The organism is Bacillus sp. AM1(2019) (assembly GCF_009906915.1).
GTDB lineage: Bacteria > Bacillota > Bacilli > Bacillales > Bacillaceae > Bacillus > Bacillus velezensis.
On sequence record NZ_CP047644.1, the window covers coordinates 3,770,951 to 3,789,517 of the forward strand.

At 46.5% G+C, this 18,567-nt stretch carries 23 protein-coding genes; 1 reads left to right on the top strand and 22 read right to left on the bottom strand.

The window, feature by feature from the left end; translation table 11 throughout:
• Nucleotides 1-12 precede the first annotated feature (12 nt).
• The 8 genes from fdhD to GNE05_RS18745 form a co-directional block, all read right to left on the bottom strand.
• The gene (gene fdhD / locus GNE05_RS18715; protein WP_015240754.1) at nucleotides 13-801 is read right to left on the bottom strand and encodes a formate dehydrogenase accessory sulfurtransferase FdhD; all 789 of its coding nucleotides are present in this window, start codon (nucleotides 799-801) and stop codon (nucleotides 13-15) included.
• Nucleotides 802-895: 94 nt separating this feature from the next.
• The gene (locus GNE05_RS21070) at nucleotides 896-1,060 is read right to left on the bottom strand and encodes a hypothetical protein (RefSeq protein WP_007407587.1); all 165 of its coding nucleotides are present in this window, start codon (nucleotides 1,058-1,060) and stop codon (nucleotides 896-898) included.
• Between the two features lie 85 nt (nucleotides 1,061-1,145).
• On the bottom strand, nucleotides 1,146-1,826 hold the full coding sequence (locus tag GNE05_RS18720; protein ID WP_201741789.1) for a VWA domain-containing protein: 681 nt from the start codon (nucleotides 1,824-1,826) through the stop codon (nucleotides 1,146-1,148).
• A 309-nt stretch (nucleotides 1,827-2,135) separates the two neighbouring features.
• Complete coding sequence (locus GNE05_RS18725; protein WP_007407590.1) at nucleotides 2,136-2,822, bottom strand: VWA domain-containing protein; 687 nt, start codon at nucleotides 2,820-2,822, stop codon at nucleotides 2,136-2,138.
• 264 nt (nucleotides 2,823-3,086) lie between these two features.
• The gene (gene spoIID, locus GNE05_RS18730) at nucleotides 3,087-4,118 is read right to left on the bottom strand and encodes a stage II sporulation protein D (protein WP_063094033.1); all 1,032 of its coding nucleotides are present in this window, start codon (nucleotides 4,116-4,118) and stop codon (nucleotides 3,087-3,089) included.
• Nucleotides 4,119-4,317: 199 nt separating this feature from the next.
• Nucleotides 4,318-5,628: a UDP-N-acetylglucosamine 1-carboxyvinyltransferase gene (murA, locus tag GNE05_RS18735; protein WP_007614362.1), complete on the bottom strand. Its 1,311-nt coding sequence runs from the start codon at nucleotides 5,626-5,628 to the stop codon at nucleotides 4,318-4,320.
• A 33-nt stretch (nucleotides 5,629-5,661) separates the two neighbouring features.
• The gene (locus GNE05_RS18740) at nucleotides 5,662-6,402 is read right to left on the bottom strand and encodes a YwmB family TATA-box binding protein (RefSeq protein WP_007614364.1); all 741 of its coding nucleotides are present in this window, start codon (nucleotides 6,400-6,402) and stop codon (nucleotides 5,662-5,664) included.
• Between the two features lie 141 nt (nucleotides 6,403-6,543).
• On the bottom strand, nucleotides 6,544-6,774 hold the full coding sequence (locus GNE05_RS18745; protein ID WP_007614366.1) for a DUF1146 family protein: 231 nt from the start codon (nucleotides 6,772-6,774) through the stop codon (nucleotides 6,544-6,546).
• 172 nt (nucleotides 6,775-6,946) lie between these two features.
• Here GNE05_RS18745 and GNE05_RS18750 point away from each other — a divergent pair, with 172 nt between their 5' ends.
• Nucleotides 6,947-7,417, top strand: coding sequence for a hypothetical protein (locus GNE05_RS18750; protein ID WP_007407595.1), 471 nt, complete (start codon nucleotides 6,947-6,949; stop codon nucleotides 7,415-7,417).
• Nucleotides 7,418-7,461: 44 nt separating this feature from the next.
• On the opposite strand, the gene GNE05_RS18755 is transcribed toward GNE05_RS18750, so the two are convergent.
• From GNE05_RS18755 to GNE05_RS18820, 14 genes are all read right to left on the bottom strand, one after another.
• Nucleotides 7,462-7,860 carry a F0F1 ATP synthase subunit epsilon gene (locus GNE05_RS18755; protein ID WP_003151176.1) on the bottom strand — a complete coding sequence of 133 codons (399 nt, stop codon included), beginning with the start codon at nucleotides 7,858-7,860 and terminating at the stop codon, nucleotides 7,462-7,464.
• Between the two features lie 23 nt (nucleotides 7,861-7,883).
• Nucleotides 7,884-9,305, bottom strand: a complete 1,422-nt coding sequence (gene atpD, locus GNE05_RS18760) for a F0F1 ATP synthase subunit beta (protein ID WP_003151173.1) — start codon at nucleotides 9,303-9,305, stop codon at nucleotides 7,884-7,886.
• A gap of 25 nt (nucleotides 9,306-9,330) precedes the next feature.
• Nucleotides 9,331-10,194: an ATP synthase F1 subunit gamma gene (gene atpG / locus GNE05_RS18765; protein ID WP_003151172.1), complete on the bottom strand. Its 864-nt coding sequence runs from the start codon at nucleotides 10,192-10,194 to the stop codon at nucleotides 9,331-9,333.
• 75 nt (nucleotides 10,195-10,269) lie between these two features.
• Entirely contained in the window at nucleotides 10,270-11,778 is a 1,509-nt protein-coding gene (atpA, locus tag GNE05_RS18770; RefSeq protein ID WP_017418736.1) for a F0F1 ATP synthase subunit alpha, read from the bottom strand.
• Nucleotides 11,779-11,794: 16 nt separating this feature from the next.
• Nucleotides 11,795-12,340 carry a F0F1 ATP synthase subunit delta gene (locus tag GNE05_RS18775; protein WP_003151169.1) on the bottom strand — a complete coding sequence of 182 codons (546 nt, stop codon included), beginning with the start codon at nucleotides 12,338-12,340 and terminating at the stop codon, nucleotides 11,795-11,797.
• Nucleotides 12,337-12,849 carry a F0F1 ATP synthase subunit B gene (gene atpF / locus GNE05_RS18780; RefSeq protein ID WP_003151168.1) on the bottom strand — a complete coding sequence of 171 codons (513 nt, stop codon included), beginning with the start codon at nucleotides 12,847-12,849 and terminating at the stop codon, nucleotides 12,337-12,339. Before atpF ends, GNE05_RS18775 begins: the two co-directional genes overlap by 4 nt.
• 142 nt (nucleotides 12,850-12,991) lie before the next feature.
• Nucleotides 12,992-13,204, bottom strand: coding sequence for a F0F1 ATP synthase subunit C (gene atpE, locus GNE05_RS18785; RefSeq protein WP_003151167.1), 213 nt, complete (start codon nucleotides 13,202-13,204; stop codon nucleotides 12,992-12,994).
• 45 nt (nucleotides 13,205-13,249) lie between these two features.
• Complete coding sequence (gene atpB / locus GNE05_RS18790) at nucleotides 13,250-13,984, bottom strand: F0F1 ATP synthase subunit A (RefSeq protein ID WP_014419099.1); 735 nt, start codon at nucleotides 13,982-13,984, stop codon at nucleotides 13,250-13,252.
• 7 nt (nucleotides 13,985-13,991) lie between these two features.
• The gene (gene atpI / locus GNE05_RS18795) at nucleotides 13,992-14,375 is read right to left on the bottom strand and encodes an ATP synthase subunit I (RefSeq protein WP_003151155.1); all 384 of its coding nucleotides are present in this window, start codon (nucleotides 14,373-14,375) and stop codon (nucleotides 13,992-13,994) included.
• Between the two features lie 419 nt (nucleotides 14,376-14,794).
• On the bottom strand, nucleotides 14,795-15,424 hold the full coding sequence (gene upp, locus GNE05_RS18800; protein ID WP_014419100.1) for a uracil phosphoribosyltransferase: 630 nt from the start codon (nucleotides 15,422-15,424) through the stop codon (nucleotides 14,795-14,797).
• A 134-nt stretch (nucleotides 15,425-15,558) separates the two neighbouring features.
• Nucleotides 15,559-16,806, bottom strand: a complete 1,248-nt coding sequence (glyA, locus tag GNE05_RS18805; RefSeq protein WP_014419101.1) for a serine hydroxymethyltransferase — start codon at nucleotides 16,804-16,806, stop codon at nucleotides 15,559-15,561.
• A 147-nt stretch (nucleotides 16,807-16,953) separates the two neighbouring features.
• Nucleotides 16,954-17,496: a TIGR01440 family protein gene (locus tag GNE05_RS18810; protein ID WP_007407598.1), complete on the bottom strand. Its 543-nt coding sequence runs from the start codon at nucleotides 17,494-17,496 to the stop codon at nucleotides 16,954-16,956.
• 13 nt (nucleotides 17,497-17,509) lie between these two features.
• Complete coding sequence (gene rpiB / locus GNE05_RS18815; protein WP_003151149.1) at nucleotides 17,510-17,959, bottom strand: ribose 5-phosphate isomerase B; 450 nt, start codon at nucleotides 17,957-17,959, stop codon at nucleotides 17,510-17,512.
• Between the two features lie 133 nt (nucleotides 17,960-18,092).
• Complete coding sequence (locus tag GNE05_RS18820; RefSeq protein ID WP_160183084.1) at nucleotides 18,093-18,548, bottom strand: low molecular weight protein arginine phosphatase; 456 nt, start codon at nucleotides 18,546-18,548, stop codon at nucleotides 18,093-18,095.
• Nucleotides 18,549-18,567 lie beyond the last annotated feature (19 nt).

An 18,567-nucleotide genomic window follows, 5' to 3' on the forward strand; every position in this document is an offset into this window, starting at 1 on the left:
CAAGACCCCTTTCTATTGTTCAACCCGTTCAGGATGTGTGTATACGTTAAATGATCCGTTTCTGACAAAACCTATCGCGGTTATGTTCAGCTCTTCCGCCATTTGCAGCGCGAGCTCCGTCGGCGCCGATTTTGAAATGACAATCGACACGCCGATTTTTGCGGCTTTTAATAAAACCTCTGAGGAAATCCGGCCGCTGAAGACGATCAGCTTGTCACGGACCGGCATTCCGTTTTTCAAACAGCAGCCGTACAGCTTATCCAGCGCGTTGTGGCGCCCGATGTCCGTCCTCATGAAGAGCAGCTTTTCCGTATCGCACAGCGCCGCATTATGGACGCCGCCCGTTTCCTGGAAGGTGCCGCTCCCGCTTTGCATCTCCTTCATCAGGCGAAGGCACGTCTCAGGAGTTATGGTGATACGGCTGACGGCGGTTTTGGCCGTTTTCACATCCTGCTGAAAGTAAAAATGGCGGCCTTTCCCGCAGCATGAACCGATGACCCTCTTCGTATAGTCTTTTTGCTCAAGCACTCCGGGATTCGTCAGTTCAACATATGCAAACCCGAGACTTTCATCTATAGTAAAGCTTTTGATTTCTTTTTCAAAACGAATGACGCCTTCTGATGCGAGAAATCCGATGACGAGTTCCTCTAAATGGTCAGGCGTGCAGACGAGCGTAACAAATTCCTGCCCGTTCACCATGACGGTCAGCGGATACTCTGAAACCATCCGATCTGCCGTCTTTGTTAATACCCCTTTTTCATAGCGGTATATGTCTCTTACCGCTGTTGTTTTTTCATCCACTGTTTTCCCCTCCGCAGTATCCTTCTCTTTTATTCTTCCACAATCCCTGTATTTTGTCGAATTTGCGGTTTAAAAAAAGAGCCCTCTTAGGACTCTATGTTTCATTGCGATGATGTCTGCTCAGAATGGTGAATAAAATAACTGCGGCGATAATGGCCAATATACTGACGAATATGAAGGCGGCAAGCTTCAGAAAAATTCCCATCAGAACAAAAACGACTGCCGCCAGCACTAATATAATGCCTGCTCCTTTTAACAACAGCGTTCATCTCCTTTTATCCGTATCATTCCCGCGGTTCCGTTTTCTAAACAAAAAAGACGCCGCGCGGGCGTCCTTTTTTAACCTATTCTTTTGCTAAATCCTTTGCAGCGTCTTCCCAAGCCTGTTTGAACTCGTCCGCGCTGTCAGCTGAGACATATGTGCCGCCTCCCGCTTCCGCCGCTTTTTCAAGGCTTTCGCTTCCTTTCATGCCGAAGTTGAAGCCGATGATATTGACGATCGTGTTGACGTTCACTTTACGGAGCTTTTGAATTTCGGCCTGAGGATTACCTCCGCATGTTTCTTCACCGTCTGTGATCAGATATACGACGTTTTTCCCCGCGGCGCCGGCCCGCTCAAATTCTTCACGCGTATCAGAGAGCGCTTTCGCAATCGGTGTCCAGCCTGTCGGTTTAATCTTGCTGAGTGATTGCTCAAATGGAGTCACGGCGTACGGCTGAAGGCCATATAACGTTTCTGTCGCATTACATGATACGGCTTTGCCTGAGTTTTTATTATTGCCCTTATGCCCGAATACCCGAAGCATCAGATTCGTGTCTTCAGGAAGAACTTCCGCAAAAGAAGTGACAGACTCTTTCGCGACATCTATTTTACGCTCTCCCCCTGTTTTTTGTATCATGCTTCCGCTTGCATCAAACAGCACGGCAACGTTTGTTTCTTCGTGCTTTTTCTCAGCTGCAAAAACAGGTGATCCGAGTGAAAGCGTCAAAAGTCCGACAATCCCCGCAGTGAACATTTTTTTCATTTCCTTCATTCCTCTCCGTTTGTTTTTGGCCGATGGGCCCCCGGCTCTTCTCTATGCTAGATGACGTGTATGCAAAAAGATATAGGGCGGGATTCCTTTTGTATAAGCGGCTGTACACCGTTAAAAATGAACAGAATTATGCGCATCATCCTAAAAAGATTGGATAAATGATGACAGATTTAATGCCTTTTTCGCCCTTTTTGTAATATAAGTCCGGAATCTGATGCTTTTTACAGTTTTCTCTTCATCTTTTCTTGAAATTTTTGTTAAATAAAGATAAAAAAAAGGGCCGATAAACGGCACCTTTTCTTATTCCGCTAATGAACTCGCTGCCATTGTAAAGATGCGGTTCATATCCTTTTGGCTGTGAGCTTCGTAATATTTTCCTCCGCCCGCTTTGGCAATCTCGTGAAGCTGGCCGTTGAAGCCTTCCTTAAAGTCAAAGCCGATCACGTTAACTTTAATATGCTGTTTGCGAAGTTCTTTCGCTGTCTTAACAGGATCTCCTCCGCATGTCTCCTCGCCGTCCGTCAACAGGAAAACGGATTTACTGCCAAGTTTGTGCAAACCGGTAAAGGAAGCCTTCGCATCCTCTAATGCTTTTGCAATCGGTGTCCAGCCCGTAGGCCCGATTCCGTTAAGAGAGTTAAGGAAGCTCTGTCTGTCAAACCTTTGGAATCCGTACACACCGCGAATGGATTCACAAGATTGAACCTTTCCGGAGTTTTTATTGTTGCCTTCCGAACCGAAAACCGTCATTCTGACCTGTGATTTAGATTTAATTTGATCCGCAAAACGGACAATTTCTTCTTTTGCCATGTTGTATTTAGAAACACCGTCAATCCGTTTTGCCATACTGCCGCTCGCATCAAGTAAAATGGCGGTATTGTTTTTAAATGAAAGAGTCTTCTCGTTTGCATTCTCGGCAGCAAAAGCAGGAGATGCAGCAGTCAGCATCAATCCGAGCATGAGTATGAGTGAAAATGTTTTTTTCATTGCTTTTTCCCCTTTTCAATAGATTTACGTTCAACGCCGAACAATATTTATCGTAAATGAGATGAAAAGGGAAATAAATAGGACGGCGTTCCTCATTATTTTTGCGTATATTCACATAGAAGCGGCATTTTTATCAGTGATTTACACCCGGCGCTCAGCCTTCAATCGGCATTTGTCAGCCTTTAGGCTTTCGTTATATGAGTCTGTTGGTTGCTTTACCGTTTATGGAATAGTTTTCAAAAAAACAGACGCTCATGAAAGCGTCTATTTTTTCGCCATATATTTGTTTAAAAATGAATCTGCTTCGGAAATGTCTACTCCCTGATAATAATGCTTGACGATGTCCGCCACTGATTTTCCCTGCTCCGCCATGTAATTGGCCCCGTACTGGCTCATGCCGACGCCGTGGCCGAATCCTTTTGTCGTAATGGTGATGCTGCCGCCGTTTCGTTTCCATTCAAAGTCGGCAGAACGGAGTCCGAGTTTTTCCCGGATGTCTCTTCCCTTCAGCTTTTTGCCGTTGATGACGGCCGTTGCCACTTGATGGCCCGGCGTTCTGGCTGTAATCTGTCCCACCGTGTTTTGTCCCGAGAGCTGTACGCCGAGCTTTTGCTGAAACTCCGGCACACTGAAGGTCTGGGTGGCGAGATATTTCGGCGATTGCTTATCCCACGGACTTTTCACGCTTTTTAAATAAGGAATGGCGCTTGTCCAATAGGCTTCCGCATTTTCTGTATACCCGTTGCTCGTAGAGAAGAAAGATGCCTCAATCGGCTTGTTATCGTACGTTAAAATCTTTCCTTGCGTGCCGGCCACCGCGTTTGTGATTTTCTTGAGGTTGTGTGCGTACTTAGAACCCCATTCTTTTTTCAGCTGGCTTTTGCTTTGATAGACTTGGAACATTTGCGTATCATCCACCAGTGATCCTTTCGGCGCCTGAACGGCTGAGTCAGCGACCATCAGTCTGACGATGAATGTCCGGGCGGCGAGCGCCTGGGCTTTTAAGGCCTCCGGTTTAAAATCTGCGGGCATTTCGGAAGCCACGACACCGATCACGTACTCTTCAAGCGGAATGTTTTCTACAGATTGATTGGATGTCCGATAAACCGGAATGGATACAGGTGATTCTTTCAATGTTTCTGCTCCTTTTGTTTCTCGTGTGGTGTGTGCTGTTTTGTGTCCGGGCTCTCTGTTTACGGCTGCTCCTTTTTCTGCCTGAAACGGAAGGACGAGAATGGTGGGGACAAGAAGAATAAGTATACACAGCCCGGATAGTAGAAATACAATCGGTTTCATATATCAGCTGCCTCCTGCTTGGGATTCGACTCTACTTCATCTTATGGGCAGGGACAAGCTAATATGACTTCCTTTTGGACAGAATCTTTATTCCATTTTTCACGCGAAAAACGTATTCTTTTTTGGAAATCAGAGCATAATAATGATGATAAACCATAAAAAAACAGTATGCCAGATTGACATACTGTTTTTACAGCCATTATGCGTTTAGGTCAGTTACGACTTCTTTGCTTTCTTGTTCAGCGGCCGTTTCATCAACGACACGCTCGATATCAGCGCCGAGAGCCGCAAGTTTTTGATGGAAATTCACATAACCGCGATCCAAGTGCTTCAGTTCCGTGACGCGTGTATGACCTTCAGCCACTAATCCCGCAAGAATCAGCGCCGCGCCCGCACGCAGGTCCGTAGCGGCAACTTCTGCGCCTTGCAGCTGTACAGGACCGTTAATAATCACAGAACGTCCTTCAATTTTAATGTCGCCATTCATCCGGCGGAATTCTTCAGCATGCATAAAACGGTTTTCAAACACAGTTTCAGTAATCATGCTTGTTCCGCTCGCACGGAGAAGCAGCGCCATCATTTGCGACTGCATGTCAGTCGGGAATCCTGGGTGAGGCATCGTTTTAATGTCGATCGGCTTCAGCTGGGCAGGACCGATGACACGAAGGCCTTCTCCTTCATCCGTAATTTTGACTCCCATTTCTTCCATCTTCGCAATTAAAGACGTAAGATGCTCAGGAACCGCACCTTTGACTAATACATTTCCTTCCGTGATAGCCGCAGCCACCATGAAAGTACCCGCTTCAATACGGTCAGGAATGATGTTGTGTCTTACGCCGTGAAGCTTCTCGACACCTTCAATTTTAATGGTGCCTGTGCCGGCTCCGCGGATTTTTCCGCCCATCGCATTGATATAGTTCGCTAAGTCAACGATTTCAGGCTCTTTTGCCACGTTTTCAAGCGTTGTTGTTCCTTCAGCTAAAGCAGCTGCCATAATCAAGTTTTCTGTCGCACCCACACTTGGGAAATCTAAATAGATTTTTGCGCCCTGCAGACGGCCTTCCACTTCTGCTTCAATAAAGCCGTTGCCTACTTTGATTTTTGCACCCATTGCTTCAAAGCCTTTTAAATGCTGATCAATCGGTCTTGAGCCGATTGCGCAGCCGCCCGGAAGCGCTACTCTTGAATGACCCGTACGGGCTAACAGAGGGCCCATAACAAGCACTGACGCGCGCATTTTACGCACATATTCAAAAGGTGCTTCTGTTTCTAAAGCGTAAGAAGCGTTTACGGTAACTTCATTATTCTCAAAATGCACATCTGCTCCTAAATGACGCAACACTTCGTTGATTGTATATACATCGGAGAGCGTAGGTACATCACATATTACGCTTTTTTCTTCACTTGCTAATAAAGATGCAGCGATAACTGGTAAAACGGCATTTTTTGCTCCTTCAACTTTCACTGTGCCGTTTAACTTCTGACCGCCGCGGACGATGATTTTTTCCAAGGTATTCCCCTCCGCGTCCCTATATTCTCTATATTAATATTCAGTCGTCACGATTGGTGTGCCAACCGTAACGGTATGTTTTTCGCCCATTCCCGCACTTCTAAGCGCAACTTGCACATTCATCTTATGTTTCGATGTCATGATGTAATCTGTCCACTTATATGTAAATGCAGAAACAGAAACGAAATGAGGCTCAACTACATGTTCAACTGGACTTGCTTCAAATTCTTTCATGAGCTGTTCTGCTTTTTTTTGCAAAACAATACTCATATTATCATTTAAATGACCCTTTAGACAAGTAAAAATAAATACTTTATTTTGAAATATGTCATGTGCCTGCCGTTCAAACTGTTCATATGTATCATTCCAGTTTTCCGGTTGCTCCGGGCTCATTTGCTCATATAATAAATACGAAGTTGGGTTCTGGTTTTTGAGGGTAGTGACGAGCTGCAGTTTAAAAGTTGTGTGATTTTTTTTGTCAGAATACGTGCCGACGGCCTTTACGATTTTATCTTCCCGCGCGGATTCCCAATGATATTGCGGATACTGCGTCTTCAGTTCTTTTACCTTGTCATCAAATTCACTCAGTGACAGGTTCAGATTTTTTTTCGCATGAAGCGTCCATTCATCTACAGTGACCTGCTGCCGCTCCATTCCTTCGGCAATCTGGGCAAGCGGAGACAGCTCACTTGCATGAATGGAATGAAATACCGCTATTAAGGCGCTTAAAAAAACAAAAAACAAGATGATGCGGCCTGCTCTTTTTTTCTTCATATCGATCTCTCCCCCTTACTCCCATTTTTGCCGGAGCCGGGGAAAGCAATACATGGAAAACTTCGTCAAAACTCGCCAAGCGGGTGAAGAAAAATTGGTTTCTCACCCAGCGATTCCCTTCATTTTAACAAACGAAACATCTTAAAATAAGTATGGAAGCTGTTTCGAATAGGTAAGATAATCTAAAAAGAAGTCAGCGACTGCCGTACCGATCGCAATGGTAAGAAGAATGATCAGCAGCCTCGCCTGCACTATTTTTCCTTTTCGGATCAGCGGATCAAAGTTGACGGCCTGAAGCGCCCACCATGTCACCGCAATGCATACCAGGTGAACCAGGATGCTGATTGCGGCCTGCTGCCCCAATACATTCACAAATCCCATCTCCTTTCATTTTTTCCGCCCCTCATATCCTCTCTTATTATATAAGAAGAAGAGAGAAAGATGATCATTTTTACATCAGAATTTTTATCCAAAATTAGGGGCAATCCCCGCTTAAATGTCCGTTCTCCGGCATGATATACTTTTTTGGAAAGGAGATGGGAATATGAATCATTCCTTTTTTCATCCGGAAAAGCAGTATGGAGAAACTCTTCCCGTATTTGACCACGAGTGGGAAGCGATAGCATTCTACTATGATTATAGACAGTCTCAAACAGAGGAACTGAAAGAATTATGTCAGTTTTTCAATATTTCTCTTGATTATTCACGCGGCAGCCTGCTGGAAGTGGAAGCTCTTTACTTCCGCAGCATACAAGAGCTGCTTTTGGCGGATTGGAACCTGCCGATTGACGAATTTGAGAAAATGCTCAGTGTGTATGTCATCGATTGCGCCATCAGACACCATGACGATGCCGAATGGGTCGTCAAACCTTATCCGTATACGGACGGCGCTTATACGACGGGTGTGCGGAGAGGAAACAAAACGTGGCACACCGACAACTGCTGCGAACATTTATATCTGCAAAAAGAAGAGGATCATCCGCTTATCGGCGTCTATGAATCTCTTATGCGTTAATATAGAAAAAGAATCCTTCTCAGACAGCCGAGAAGGATTCTTTTTTAGTTTCCTGCAACATCCAATCTGTTTACAGCCCGCTGTAGCGCAAGCTCAGCCCGACGAATGTCAGTATCATCTGATCGTTTGTTCAAACGGTCTTCCGCCCGCTTTTTCGCAGCAAGGGCGCGCTCTTTATCAATGCTTTCCGCTGTTTCAGCGGCTTGTGCAAGGATAGTGACCTGATCAGGACGGACTTCTAAAAATCCGCCGCTGACAGCCGCCAATTCGGTCTGCCCGTCTTTTTTAAGGCGGACAGCGCCGATTTTAAGCGGAGCCACGGTCGGAATATGGCCAGGCAAGATACCGAGATCACCGCTCTCGGCTCTTACACTTACCATTTCAATATCAGCATCATATACTGGGCCGTCGGGAGTAACGATATTGACTTTAACGGTCTTCATGCTTTTACCCTCCTAGGACCAGATTAAACTTCTACACCCATCTCTTTTGCATTCTCAATGACTTCTTCAATGCGTCCCACAAGACGGAATGCATCTTCCGGAAGATGGTCATATTTACCGGAAAGGATTTCTTTAAAGCCTCGTACCGTTTCTTTAACAGGCACGTAAGAACCCTTTTGTCCCGTAAACTGCTCAGCTACGTGGAAGTTTTGAGAAAGGAAGAACTGGATACGGCGTGCGCGGTGAACGACAAGCTTGTCTTCTTCACCTAATTCGTCCATACCGAGAATCGCGATAATATCCTGAAGTTCTTTGTAACGCTGAAGCGTTGACTGGACTTCACGCGCCACCGCATAATGCTCTTCTCCGACAATTTCCGGAGCAAGCGCGCGGGAAGTGGAAGCCAGCGGATCAACCGCAGGGTAGATACCCATTTCAGTTAATTTACGCTCAAGGTTAGTCGTCGCATCCAAGTGAGCGAACGTTGTCGCCGGAGCCGGGTCAGTGTAGTCATCGGCAGGCACGTAGATCGCCTGGATAGATGTAACTGAACCAACGTTTGTAGACGTAATACGCTCTTGAAGCTGACCCATTTCTGTCGCAAGCGTCGGCTGATAACCAACCGCAGAAGGCATACGGCCGAGAAGCGCGGAAACCTCTGAACCCGCTTGTGTGAAACGGAAAATGTTATCGATAAAGAATAGTACGTCCTGTCCTTGTTTATCACGGAAATGCTCAGCCATTGTAAGACCCGTCAGTGCTACACGCATACGTGCGCCCGGCGGCTCGTTCATTTGTCCGAAGACCATGGCTGTTTTCTTAATAACGCCTGAATCGCTCATTTCGTAGAAAAGGTCGTTCCCTTCACGAGTACGCTCTCCTACACCGGCGAATACGGAAATACCGCCGTGCTCTTGCGCGATATTGTTGATTAATTCCTGGATTAATACGGTTTTACCTACGCCGGCGCCGCCGAACAATCCGATTTTACCGCCCTTGATGTAAGGAGCGAGCAGGTCAACAACCTTAATTCCCGTTTCAAGAATTTCAACCTCAGTTGAAAGCTCATCGAATGAAGGAGCTGATCTGTGGATCGGGTCCTTTTGAGCATCCGCAGGCAGCGGTTCATTTAAATCAATTTTATCTCCCAGTACGTTAAATACGCGTCCGAGAGTCACATCACCGACAGGAACGGAAATCGGCGCACCTGTATCAACAGCTTCCATTCCGCGCTGAATTCCGTCCGTAGATGCCATGGCAATTGTACGGACTGTATCATCGCCTAAATGAAGAGCAACCTCTAGCGTTAGGTCGATGCCTACTTCATTTTCGCCTGTAGCTGGCTGTGAAACTTTAATCGCATTATAAATCGCAGGCAAGTGGCCGTCCTCGAAACGTACGTCGACAACCGGTCCAAGCACCTGACTTACGCGTCCTTTCTTCATCGCTATCCCTCCTGACAAAATCTTTCTATTCTAAAGCGGCTGCACCGCCGACAATTTCGGTAATTTCTTGTGTAATCGCCGCTTGACGCGCGCGGTTATATGAAAGCGAAAGTGAATCAATGAGTTCTTTCGCATTATCCGTCGCATTTTTCATTGCTGTCATTCTCGCAGCGTGTTCACTTGCTTTACTGTCAAGAAGCGCGCCGTAAATTAAGCTTTCCGCATATTGAGGAAGCAGCACTTCGAGCACCTCTTCTTCATCCGGTTCGAACTCGTAAGAAGCCGTGCGCTTCCCGCCGCTCGTTCCGAAATCCGTTAAAGGCAGCACTTTTTTCTCCGTCACTTCCTGTGAAATCGCACTGACGAAATGGTTATACACCAAATGCAGTTCATCAAAAGCGCCGTCGATAAACATTTGAACCGTCTGACGGGTCAAATCTTTAATCTGAGCAAAAGTGACCTCGTCGCCAAGCCCCACTAACTCAGACAAAATCGGCATCTCCCGTTTTTTGAAGAAATCGCGGCCGACTCTGCCGATTGCAATCACCGTGTATTCATCTTTAGACTGATGGCGTTCTTGAATGGTGCGGTAAGCGTTTCGCAAAACCGAACTGTTAAACGCACCCGCAAGCCCGCGGTCAGACGTAATGACGAGATACGCCGTCTTTTTCACTTCTCTTGAGACAAGCATCGGGTGTTTCGCGTTTTTCGCGCCTTTTCCGACGTTAAACACAACCTCCTGGATCTTATCCATATACGGAGCAAATGACTTCGCGTTGGTTTCCGCACGGTTCAGCTTCGCAGCGGATACCATCTGCATGGCTTTTGTAATCTGGCTTGTTTTTTTCGTTGACGTGATCCTTGACTTAATATCGCGTAATGAGGCCAAAGATTTCACCACCTTTATTCTTCATTTGCGTAAAAAGAGAGAAAAAGAGAACCTTTTTCTCTCATCTTCTAAGGGTTAGTTGCTTGGTGCAAATGTGCGTTTGAAGCCTTCGATTGCAGCTTTGAAGTCTTCATCAGCAGGAAGGTTTCCTGTTTTCGCAATGCCGTCAAGCAAATCTTTATGGTTTTGATCAAGGTACATGTAGTACTCTTCTTCAAAACGTCTGATATCCGCAACCGGAATATCATCAAGATATCCTTTTGTCAGCGCATAAAGAATGGCTACCTGTTTTTCAACCGGAAGCGGTTTATTCAAGTCTTGCTTCAGCACTTCAACTGTACGCGCACCGCGGTTCAGTTTCGCCTGAGTCGCCTGGTCAAGATCAGATCCGAATTGGGCGAACGCTTCAAGTTCACGGTATGAAGCCAGGTCAAGACGCAATGTTCCCGCTACCTTTTTCATCGCTTTGATTTGGGCTGATCCGCCGACACGGGATACGGATAATCCGGCATTGATCGCAGGACGCACGCCTGAGAAGAATAGGTCGGATTGAAGGAAAATCTGTCCGTCAGTAATGGAAATGACGTTTGTCGGGATATAAGCGGAGATATCTCCTGCTTGTGTTTCGACGAACGGCAGCGCCGTAATTGATCCTGCGCCTTTTGCGTCACTCAGCTTGGCTGCGCGCTCAAGCAGACGGGAGTGAAGATAGAATACATCCCCAGGGAATGCTTCACGGCCCGGCGGACGGCGAAGAAGCAATGACAGCTCACGATAAGCGGCCGCTTGTTTGGATAAATCATCATATACGACGAGAACGTGCTTGCCGTTGTACATGAATTCTTCACCCATTGTCACCCCTGCATACGGTGCAAGGTACAGAAGCGGAGCCGGCTGTGAAGCGGACGCCGTCACGACAATCGTGTAATCAAGCGCGCCATGCTTACGAAGTGTTTCCACTACGCCGCGCACTGTAGATTCTTTTTGACCGATCGCTACGTACACACAGATCATGTCTTGATCTTTTTGGTTTAAGATTGTATCAATCGCAACAGATGTTTTACCTGTCTGACGGTCCCCGATAATCAGCTCACGCTGTCCGCGGCCGATCGGAATTAACGCGTCGATCGCTTTGATACCCGTTTGCAGCGGCTCATGTACTGATTTACGGTCCATTACGCCCGGAGCCGGGCTTTCGATCGGACGTGTTTTGCTTGTCAGAATCGGACCCAGTCCGTCTACCGGCTGTCCGAGCGGGTTGACGATACGTCCGATTAATTCTTCACCTACAGGAACTTCCATGATGCGGCCCGTTCTTTTGACCTCATCACCTTCACGGATATCTCTGTAAGGTCCTAAGATAACGATACCTACGTTGGATTCTTCAAGGTTTTGAGCCATACCCAAAACGCCGTTTGAAAACTCAACAAGTTCACCGGCCATACAATTGTCAAGGCCGTGCACACGCGCAATACCGTCTCCGACTTGGATGACTGTACCTACGTCATGAACTTCAATTTCAGATTGGTAATTTTGAATTTGCTGCTTTATCAGCGTGCTAATCTCTTCAGCTTTGATGCTCACTTAGGTTTCACCCCTTCTATCGATTTCCTCCGGCAAGTTGACGTTCCATGCGCTCAAGCTTTCCGCTCACGCTTCCGTCATAAATCCGGTTTCCAATGCGGACTTTAATGCCGCCTATTAAATCCGTCTGCACTTCATTTCTGATTCTGAGCGAAGCGATTCCGGCTTTCTTTGCAAACACTTGAGACAATGATAACATTTCCGCTTCTGACAGCGGTTTTACTGAATAAACAACCGCGTCCTCTGTCTGACGGGCCTGATTGGCAAGTTTGATAAACTCGTCTGTGAGATCAGGCACAATCGAAGACCGGCGGCGGTCAATCAGAAGAAAAATCGTATGCAGCACAGACTCAGACAGTGCGCCGAACGATTGCTGAATCAGCTCTTTTTTCTTAGCGGCCGATACCTTCGGATGGCTTAACACTTCCTGTAATCCGGCTTCGTTCCGGAACACTTCTTTTAGTACGGTAAGCTCTTCTTCGATTTCATTGATTTGAGAAGTCTCAACGGCAATGTCGAAAAGCGCTGACGCGTATCGTTTAGAGACAGCAGATCCACTCATCGGCTTTCTCCTACCTCTTTAAGATAGTCCTGAATCAGTTGTTCCTGGGCTTGTTCATCAAGCTCTTTTTCAATCACTTTCGATGCGATTAAGACAGAAAGTGATGCGACTTGCTCGCGAAGTGCGGAAACCGCTTGTTCTTTTTCTTTGACAATTTCGGTTCTCGCCGCTTCTTTCAATCTTTCAGACTCGGCACGTGCAGCCTGAATAATGTCTTCCTTCTGCTTTTCACCCAGTTTTTTCGCATTTTCAATGAGTGATTGTGATTCCTGTTTCGCTTCTTTTAAAAGAACGCGCTGCTCTTCAATCAGCTTCTGCGCTTCTTTATTTCTTTCTTCAGCGGACGTAATTTCGCCGGCGATATGATCTTCACGCTGTTTCATTATATTTAATAGCGGTCCAAGAGCGAATTTCTTGAGAAGCGCTAATAAAACTAACATAGCTAACAATTGGAATAGGATATCTCCGCCGTTAAACGACAGTCCTAATTCAAGAGGTAATTGAGACATCTACTACGGCAACTCCCTTCTGCAGGTTTTCTCTGCTGATAAAAAGCCGTTTCGGTACGGCCTGCTTATCAGACATAAAGCAATGGCGAAGGTTCTCTTAGAGTGATCTTCGCCATTTTTAGTTCATATAAGGCTTTTTTGCTTAGCCAAAGAACGCTAAGAACGCGATAACGACAGCGATAATCGGAAGGGCCTCAACCAATGCGATACCCATGAACATAAGAGTTCTAAGTTCTTTTCCTGCTTCCGGCTGACGGGCGATTCCCTCTACCGTACGTGAAACGATCAGACCGTTACCAATACCTGCACCAAGTGCACCTAAACCGATTGCAATTGCAGCTGCTATTAAATTCATGAAAAAGTTCCTCCTTTAAAATGTTATCCGAATGGATATATGATTTTAATGATCATGACTGATTTTGTGTGACATGTACACCATCGTCAGCATCGTAAAGATAAATGCCTGGATGGTCCCGATGAACAAGCTGAACGCCTGCCATGCAAGCATCGGAAGAATGGCTCCGACTGTGCCGACCAAACCGAGAAAGAAGCTGTTTGAGTAGAAATTCGTCGCCAGATTCGCAAGCAGGCCAAGAAGAATTTCCCCGGCGAAAATGTTACCGTAAAGACGAAGTCCGAGTGTCAGCGTATTCGCAAACTCCTCAATGATCTTCATCGGGAACATAAGCGGAACCGGTCTGAGGTAATCCTTAGAGTATTCCTTCAAACCTTTCATCTTCACGCCGTAATAGTGCGTTAACGACACAACCATAACGGCTAGAGTCAGAGTAATAGCCGGATCGGCCGTCGGTGATTTCCACCAAAGCTCGTGTCCGACCGTTACAGAAAACGGCAGCCCCAGCATATTTGATACAAATATGTACATCAGCAAGGTTACACCAAGCGCCAAGAAGTTAGCCCCTGTTTTTAAATCCATTGTACTGCCTATAATATTGCGGACAAAATCAACAATCCATTCCATGAAGTTCTGGGCTTTTCCCGGACGTATAGACAGCGTTCTCGTAGTAAGAATCGCAATCAGCAGCACAATCACACTTGCCACAGTAATCATCAGAATGTTTGTCAGATTAAAAGTAAGACCAAACAAATCAATAGTTCTGTAATCGTGATTCAATGGGTTTTCACCTCTCTTCCATTGATGAACGTTTGAGCTGAATAATGGAATCTATCATAATGACGGGATAAATTGTCATTAATCCAATAATCACACTTGCCACACTGACTTTATCGGGATATTTAAAGGCGACAGCCATCGCAAGTATCGCATTGCACCAACGCGCTGCGCTCCCGAGTGATCGTATGGACTTTCCTTTCGCCACGGCCTTGTCAAAAGCATTCATTCTTCTGGTCAAGAGCCACAAATTAAACAAACTGAAAACAGTTCCCAAAAAGAGGCCTAAAAAAACAGTTTTATACGCCGTAAGACCATATCCCAGCAAATAGATTGCTAAGATCACAAATACATATCTTCGTTGTCTGCTGAATGTAAGATTGGGATCGTCCATCAACTATCTGTCTCCTGATGAAAATGTAATATAATTCCTGGATACGGCAAAACATGCGGTTAACCCTTTGCAGAAGGCCTTTTTTGTCCGCAAAACGGCCTGTTCGAAAAAACCACTCATCCTCCTGATGCCACGGGATGCTGTTTCATTCGCTTAGATAAATCCTCATATAACGGGTTTTTTGGAGGATTTAAAATGAGGATGGATACTAGAAATGAAAGGAATGAAAACCTTCTCATAATACCCTCGTTTAGCATACAATAGCCCCTAACATGTGTCAATCTGTTTAAAGTTAAAAAACTTTTTATACCGGAAGCATACACAGAATGTTCACAAATTCACCTATAAATGTATGAACTCTGCCCATTCAGCAAATATCTGGATAAAAAAAAGAAAACCCCTGAATGAGGTTTTCCGATTTATTTGGTTCCGTACAGTCTGTCACCCGCGTCACCGAGGCCCGGAACGATATAGCCTTTTTCATTCAGTTTTTCATCAAGGGCGGCGATATAAATATCAACGTCAGAATGATGTTTCATCAGCTCTTCCACGCCTTCCGGAGCCGCTACAAGACACATAAAACGAATGTTTCTCGCGCCGCGCTTTTTCAGGCTGTTTATCGCTTCCACCGCAGAGCCTCCCGTAGCAAGCATCGGATCCACGACAATAAATTCGCGTTCTTCTACATCAGAAGGAAGCTTGACATAGTATTCCACCGGTTTTAAGGTTTCCGGATCACGGTATAATCCGACATGTCCCACTTTAGCGGCCGGGATTAATTTCAGCATGCCGTCAACCATTCCGAGACCCGCTCTCAGGATCGGCACGATACCGAGTTTCTTCCCTGAAATCACTTTGGATGTCGCTGTTTGAACAGGTGTTTTCACTTCCACTTCTTTAAGAGGAAGATCACGTGTAATTTCAAACGCCATCAGTGATGCGACTTCGTCCACAAGGTCTCTGAAATCCTTTGTGCCTGTATTTTCATTCCGAATATATGTCAGCTTATGCTGGATTAAAGGATGATCAAATACGTAAACCTTTCCCATACTGTGTTCAGCTCCTTTTTTGTTGTCCGAGTGACTTTTTCACACTTCTATTGATTCTACAGAAAAAGACAAACAGTTTCAAGAAAATCATAAAAAAACCCGCCGGATTAAGGTTCCGGCGGGTTTCTTCCTTATTAATAGTCCAGTTCTTTATATAAAGGAAACTTTTCAGTCAAGGCAGATACGCGCTGTCTCGCTTCTTCAAGTTTTGCTTCGTCTTCATGATTTTTCAGTGCGAGGCCGATGATGGCGCCGACTTCTTCAAGGGCGTCACCGTCAAAGCCGCGGCTTGTCACAGCTGCCGTACCGAGACGGATTCCGCTTGTGACGAACGGTTTTTCCGGATCGTAAGGGATCGCGTTTTTATTAGATGTAATGCCGATTTCATCAAGAACGTGTTCAGCGACTTTTCCGGTCAGACCGAGAGAACGGAGGTCAACAAGCACAAGGTGGTTATCCGTTCCGCCTGATACGAGCTGAATGCCCTCTTTGTTCAGAGACTCAGCCAGGCGCTTCGCGTTCGAGATGACGTTTTGTGCATATGTTTTGAACTCATCTTCAAGCACTTCTCCGAAAGAAACGGCTTTGGCCGCGATGACATGCATAAGCGGTCCGCCTTGGATTCCCGGGAAAATGGATTTATCAATCTTTTTGCCGAACTCTTCACGGCAAAGGATCATTCCTCCGCGGGGTCCGCGAAGTGTTTTGTGAGTCGTTGTCGTTACAAAGTCAGCGTAAGGAACCGGATTCGGATGAAGACCGGCTGCGACAAGACCCGCGATATGCGCCATGTCGACCATGAAGTAAGCGCCGACTTCATCAGCGATTTCACGGAATTTTTTAAAGTCGATCGTGCGGGGGTACGCGCTCGCTCCGGCAACGATGAGTTTCGGCTTATGCGCCAGCGCTTTTTCACGCACATCTTCATAATCTATATATTGCGTGTCTTTATCGACACCGTATTCTACAAAGTTGTATTGAACGCCGCTGAAATTAACCGGGCTTCCGTGTGTTAAGTGGCCGCCGTGGGAGAGGTTCATCCCGAGCACCGTGTCGCCGTGCTCTAAAATCGTGAAGTAAACAGCCATGTTCGCCTGAGCGCCTGAGTGCGGCTGAACGTTTACATGCTCAGCTCCGAAAATCTCTTTCGCGCGGTCGCGGGCGATGTCCTCAACGACATCAACATGCTCACAGCCGCCGTAGTAGCGTTTGCCGGGGTAGCCTTCAGCATATTTGTTTGTTAAAACAGAGCCTTGTGCTTCCATTACCGCTTCCGTCACGAAGTTTTCAGAAGCAATTAATTCGATCTTAGTCTGTTGACGCTTACGCTCATCTTTGATGGCGTTAAACACTTGTTTGTCTTGTACAGGTAAATGTTTCATCAGCGAGATCCTCTCCTATCCGTTTCCTGTTCTTTATTTTTACCACCCTTATTGTACATGGTTTTTCAGGTGAATGTAACAGCTTATTTAAAAAAATCACAAAATTTAATTAGAAAACACGAACATTATATAGGAAAAGTATTTTCATCATTCGCATTCATAAACGGCGCGAATCCCGCCTATCAGCTTCGGCCTTGTCCGGGCCATCGTCACATGTGCTTCTCCAAGCTCACGGCTCGATATCCGGACAGGGACGGCAACGGGTTTCAGATGCATGCCGATGAACGTATCGCCGATGTCAATCCCGGCGTCAGCCTGAATCGATTCGGCGAGCACGGGAGAACGCATCTGCCGGTATGCATAAGAGGCCATCGCTCCGCCCGCTTTCGGGACGGGGACGGCTGAAACAATGGGGAGCCTGAACCGCTCGGCCGTTTCCGCTTCAATGACAAGCGCCCTGTTTAAATGCTCGCAGCATTGAAAAGCAAGATGCACACCCGTTTTTTCCTTAAACCGGTTAAGTCCGCCGTATATCAATTCAGCCCAATCCCCGCTTCCGGCGGTGCCGATCCGGCTTCCGGCGGCTTCACTTGTACTGCACCCGATCACCAGCAGACTGCCGTCCGTCAGTCCTGCCTGCTCTTGAAACTCAGTCAGCATGTCCGTCCATTTTTGCTTCATCTCTTCCATTGTCCAGCACCTCTTACAGATTTTTTTCTTCGTAATCTGCGATTTTGCCGATCCGCCGTTCGTGGCGGCCGCCCGTAAATTCAGTCGTCAGCCAGACTTTTGCGATTTCGCGCGCCAGCCCCGGGCCGATGACGCGTTCGCCCATCGCAAGAACATTCGTGTCATTGTGTTCACGCGTCGCTTTTGCGCTGAAGGTGTCATGGGCAAGCGCACAGCGTATGCCCTTTACCTTATTTGCGGAGATGCTCATGCCGATGCCTGTGCCGCAAATTAAAATTCCCCTGTCAGCTTCGCCGTTCACCACTTTTTCCGCTACCGGAAAAGCGTAGTCTGAATAATCGACAGAGCCGGCGCCGCATTCACAGCCCATATCAATGTATTCAATCTGCAATTCATCCAAAAGACTTTTTATTTCTTCGCGGATATGGACGCCGCCGTGATCTGACGCAATAGCTACTTTCATTCATTTACCTCCTAGGTGTGGCTGGGCGAAGACAGCCCAGTGTGCTTGTCCTTTTTATTACGAAATCCGTTGATTTCATTCTACTCTTTCACATTCGTTTTGCAAATGACCTGTTTGCAGATTTTCTGACAGATTACTTGCTTTTTCCGTCAAGCAATTGATCAGCCAAAAGGGTCAGCAGCTCCTCCAGTTCGTCCCGCGTCTGTTTATAAACATCAAGCGGACCGCCGAACGGGTCAGAGATATCGCCGTTTTCCCCCGTTACGTATTCTTTAATGGTAAAGACTTTGCCCTGCCTGTTTTGATATCGGCCTTCAATCAGCTGTTTGTGCTGTTCAGTCATCGCCAGCACCAGATCAGCCGTCTCGATATGTTCTTCCGATAAGGGAGATGAACTGTGATTGAGAGCGATCCGTTTTTCAAACAGCGCTTCTACGGCATGGGCCGACGCTTTTCCGTGCGGAGACGCGAATACGCCGGCCGAGCTTACGCTGACATCCAGCCCTTTCGTTTCTGCAATGGATTTAAAAAGAGCCTCAGCCATGGGACTGCGGCACGTATTGCCTGTACATACAAAGATTATTTTCATGTCCGTCACCTCTTACTGC

Excerpts from the sequence above, each read along its gene's own strand:
- GNE05_RS18720 (WP_201741789.1), bottom strand. The coding sequence starts at position 1,826 with ATGAAAAAAATGTTCACTGCGGGGATTGTCGGACTTTTGACGCTTTCA.
- GNE05_RS18725 (WP_007407590.1), bottom strand. The coding sequence starts at position 2,822 with ATGAAAAAAACATTTTCACTCATACTCATGCTCGGATTGATGCTGACT.
- spoIID (WP_063094033.1), bottom strand. The coding sequence starts at position 4,118 with ATGAAACCGATTGTATTTCTACTATCCGGGCTGTGTATACTTATTCTT.
- GNE05_RS18740 (WP_007614364.1), bottom strand. The coding sequence starts at position 6,402 with ATGAAGAAAAAAAGAGCAGGCCGCATCATCTTGTTTTTTGTTTTTTTA.
- GNE05_RS18750 (WP_007407595.1), top strand. The coding sequence starts at position 6,947 with ATGAATCATTCCTTTTTTCATCCGGAAAAGCAGTATGGAGAAACTCTT.
- GNE05_RS18755 (WP_003151176.1), bottom strand. The coding sequence starts at position 7,860 with ATGAAGACCGTTAAAGTCAATATCGTTACTCCCGACGGCCCAGTATAT.
- atpD (WP_003151173.1), bottom strand. The coding sequence starts at position 9,305 with ATGAAGAAAGGACGCGTAAGTCAGGTGCTTGGACCGGTTGTCGACGTA.
- GNE05_RS18775 (WP_003151169.1), bottom strand. The coding sequence starts at position 12,340 with ATGAGTGGATCTGCTGTCTCTAAACGATACGCGTCAGCGCTTTTCGAC.
- atpF (WP_003151168.1), bottom strand. The coding sequence starts at position 12,849 with ATGTCTCAATTACCTCTTGAATTAGGACTGTCGTTTAACGGCGGAGAT.
- atpE (WP_003151167.1), bottom strand. The coding sequence starts at position 13,204 with ATGAATTTAATAGCAGCTGCAATTGCAATCGGTTTAGGTGCACTTGGT.
- atpI (WP_003151155.1), bottom strand. The coding sequence starts at position 14,375 with ATGGACGATCCCAATCTTACATTCAGCAGACAACGAAGATATGTATTT.
- upp (WP_014419100.1), bottom strand. The coding sequence starts at position 15,424 with ATGGGAAAGGTTTACGTATTTGATCATCCTTTAATCCAGCATAAGCTG.
- glyA (WP_014419101.1), bottom strand. The coding sequence starts at position 16,806 with ATGAAACATTTACCTGTACAAGACAAACAAGTGTTTAACGCCATCAAA.
- GNE05_RS18810 (WP_007407598.1), bottom strand. The coding sequence starts at position 17,496 with ATGGAAGAGATGAAGCAAAAATGGACGGACATGCTGACTGAGTTTCAA.
- rpiB (WP_003151149.1), bottom strand. The coding sequence starts at position 17,959 with ATGAAAGTAGCTATTGCGTCAGATCACGGCGGCGTCCATATCCGCGAA.
- GNE05_RS18820 (WP_160183084.1), bottom strand. The coding sequence starts at position 18,548 with ATGAAAATAATCTTTGTATGTACAGGCAATACGTGCCGCAGTCCCATG.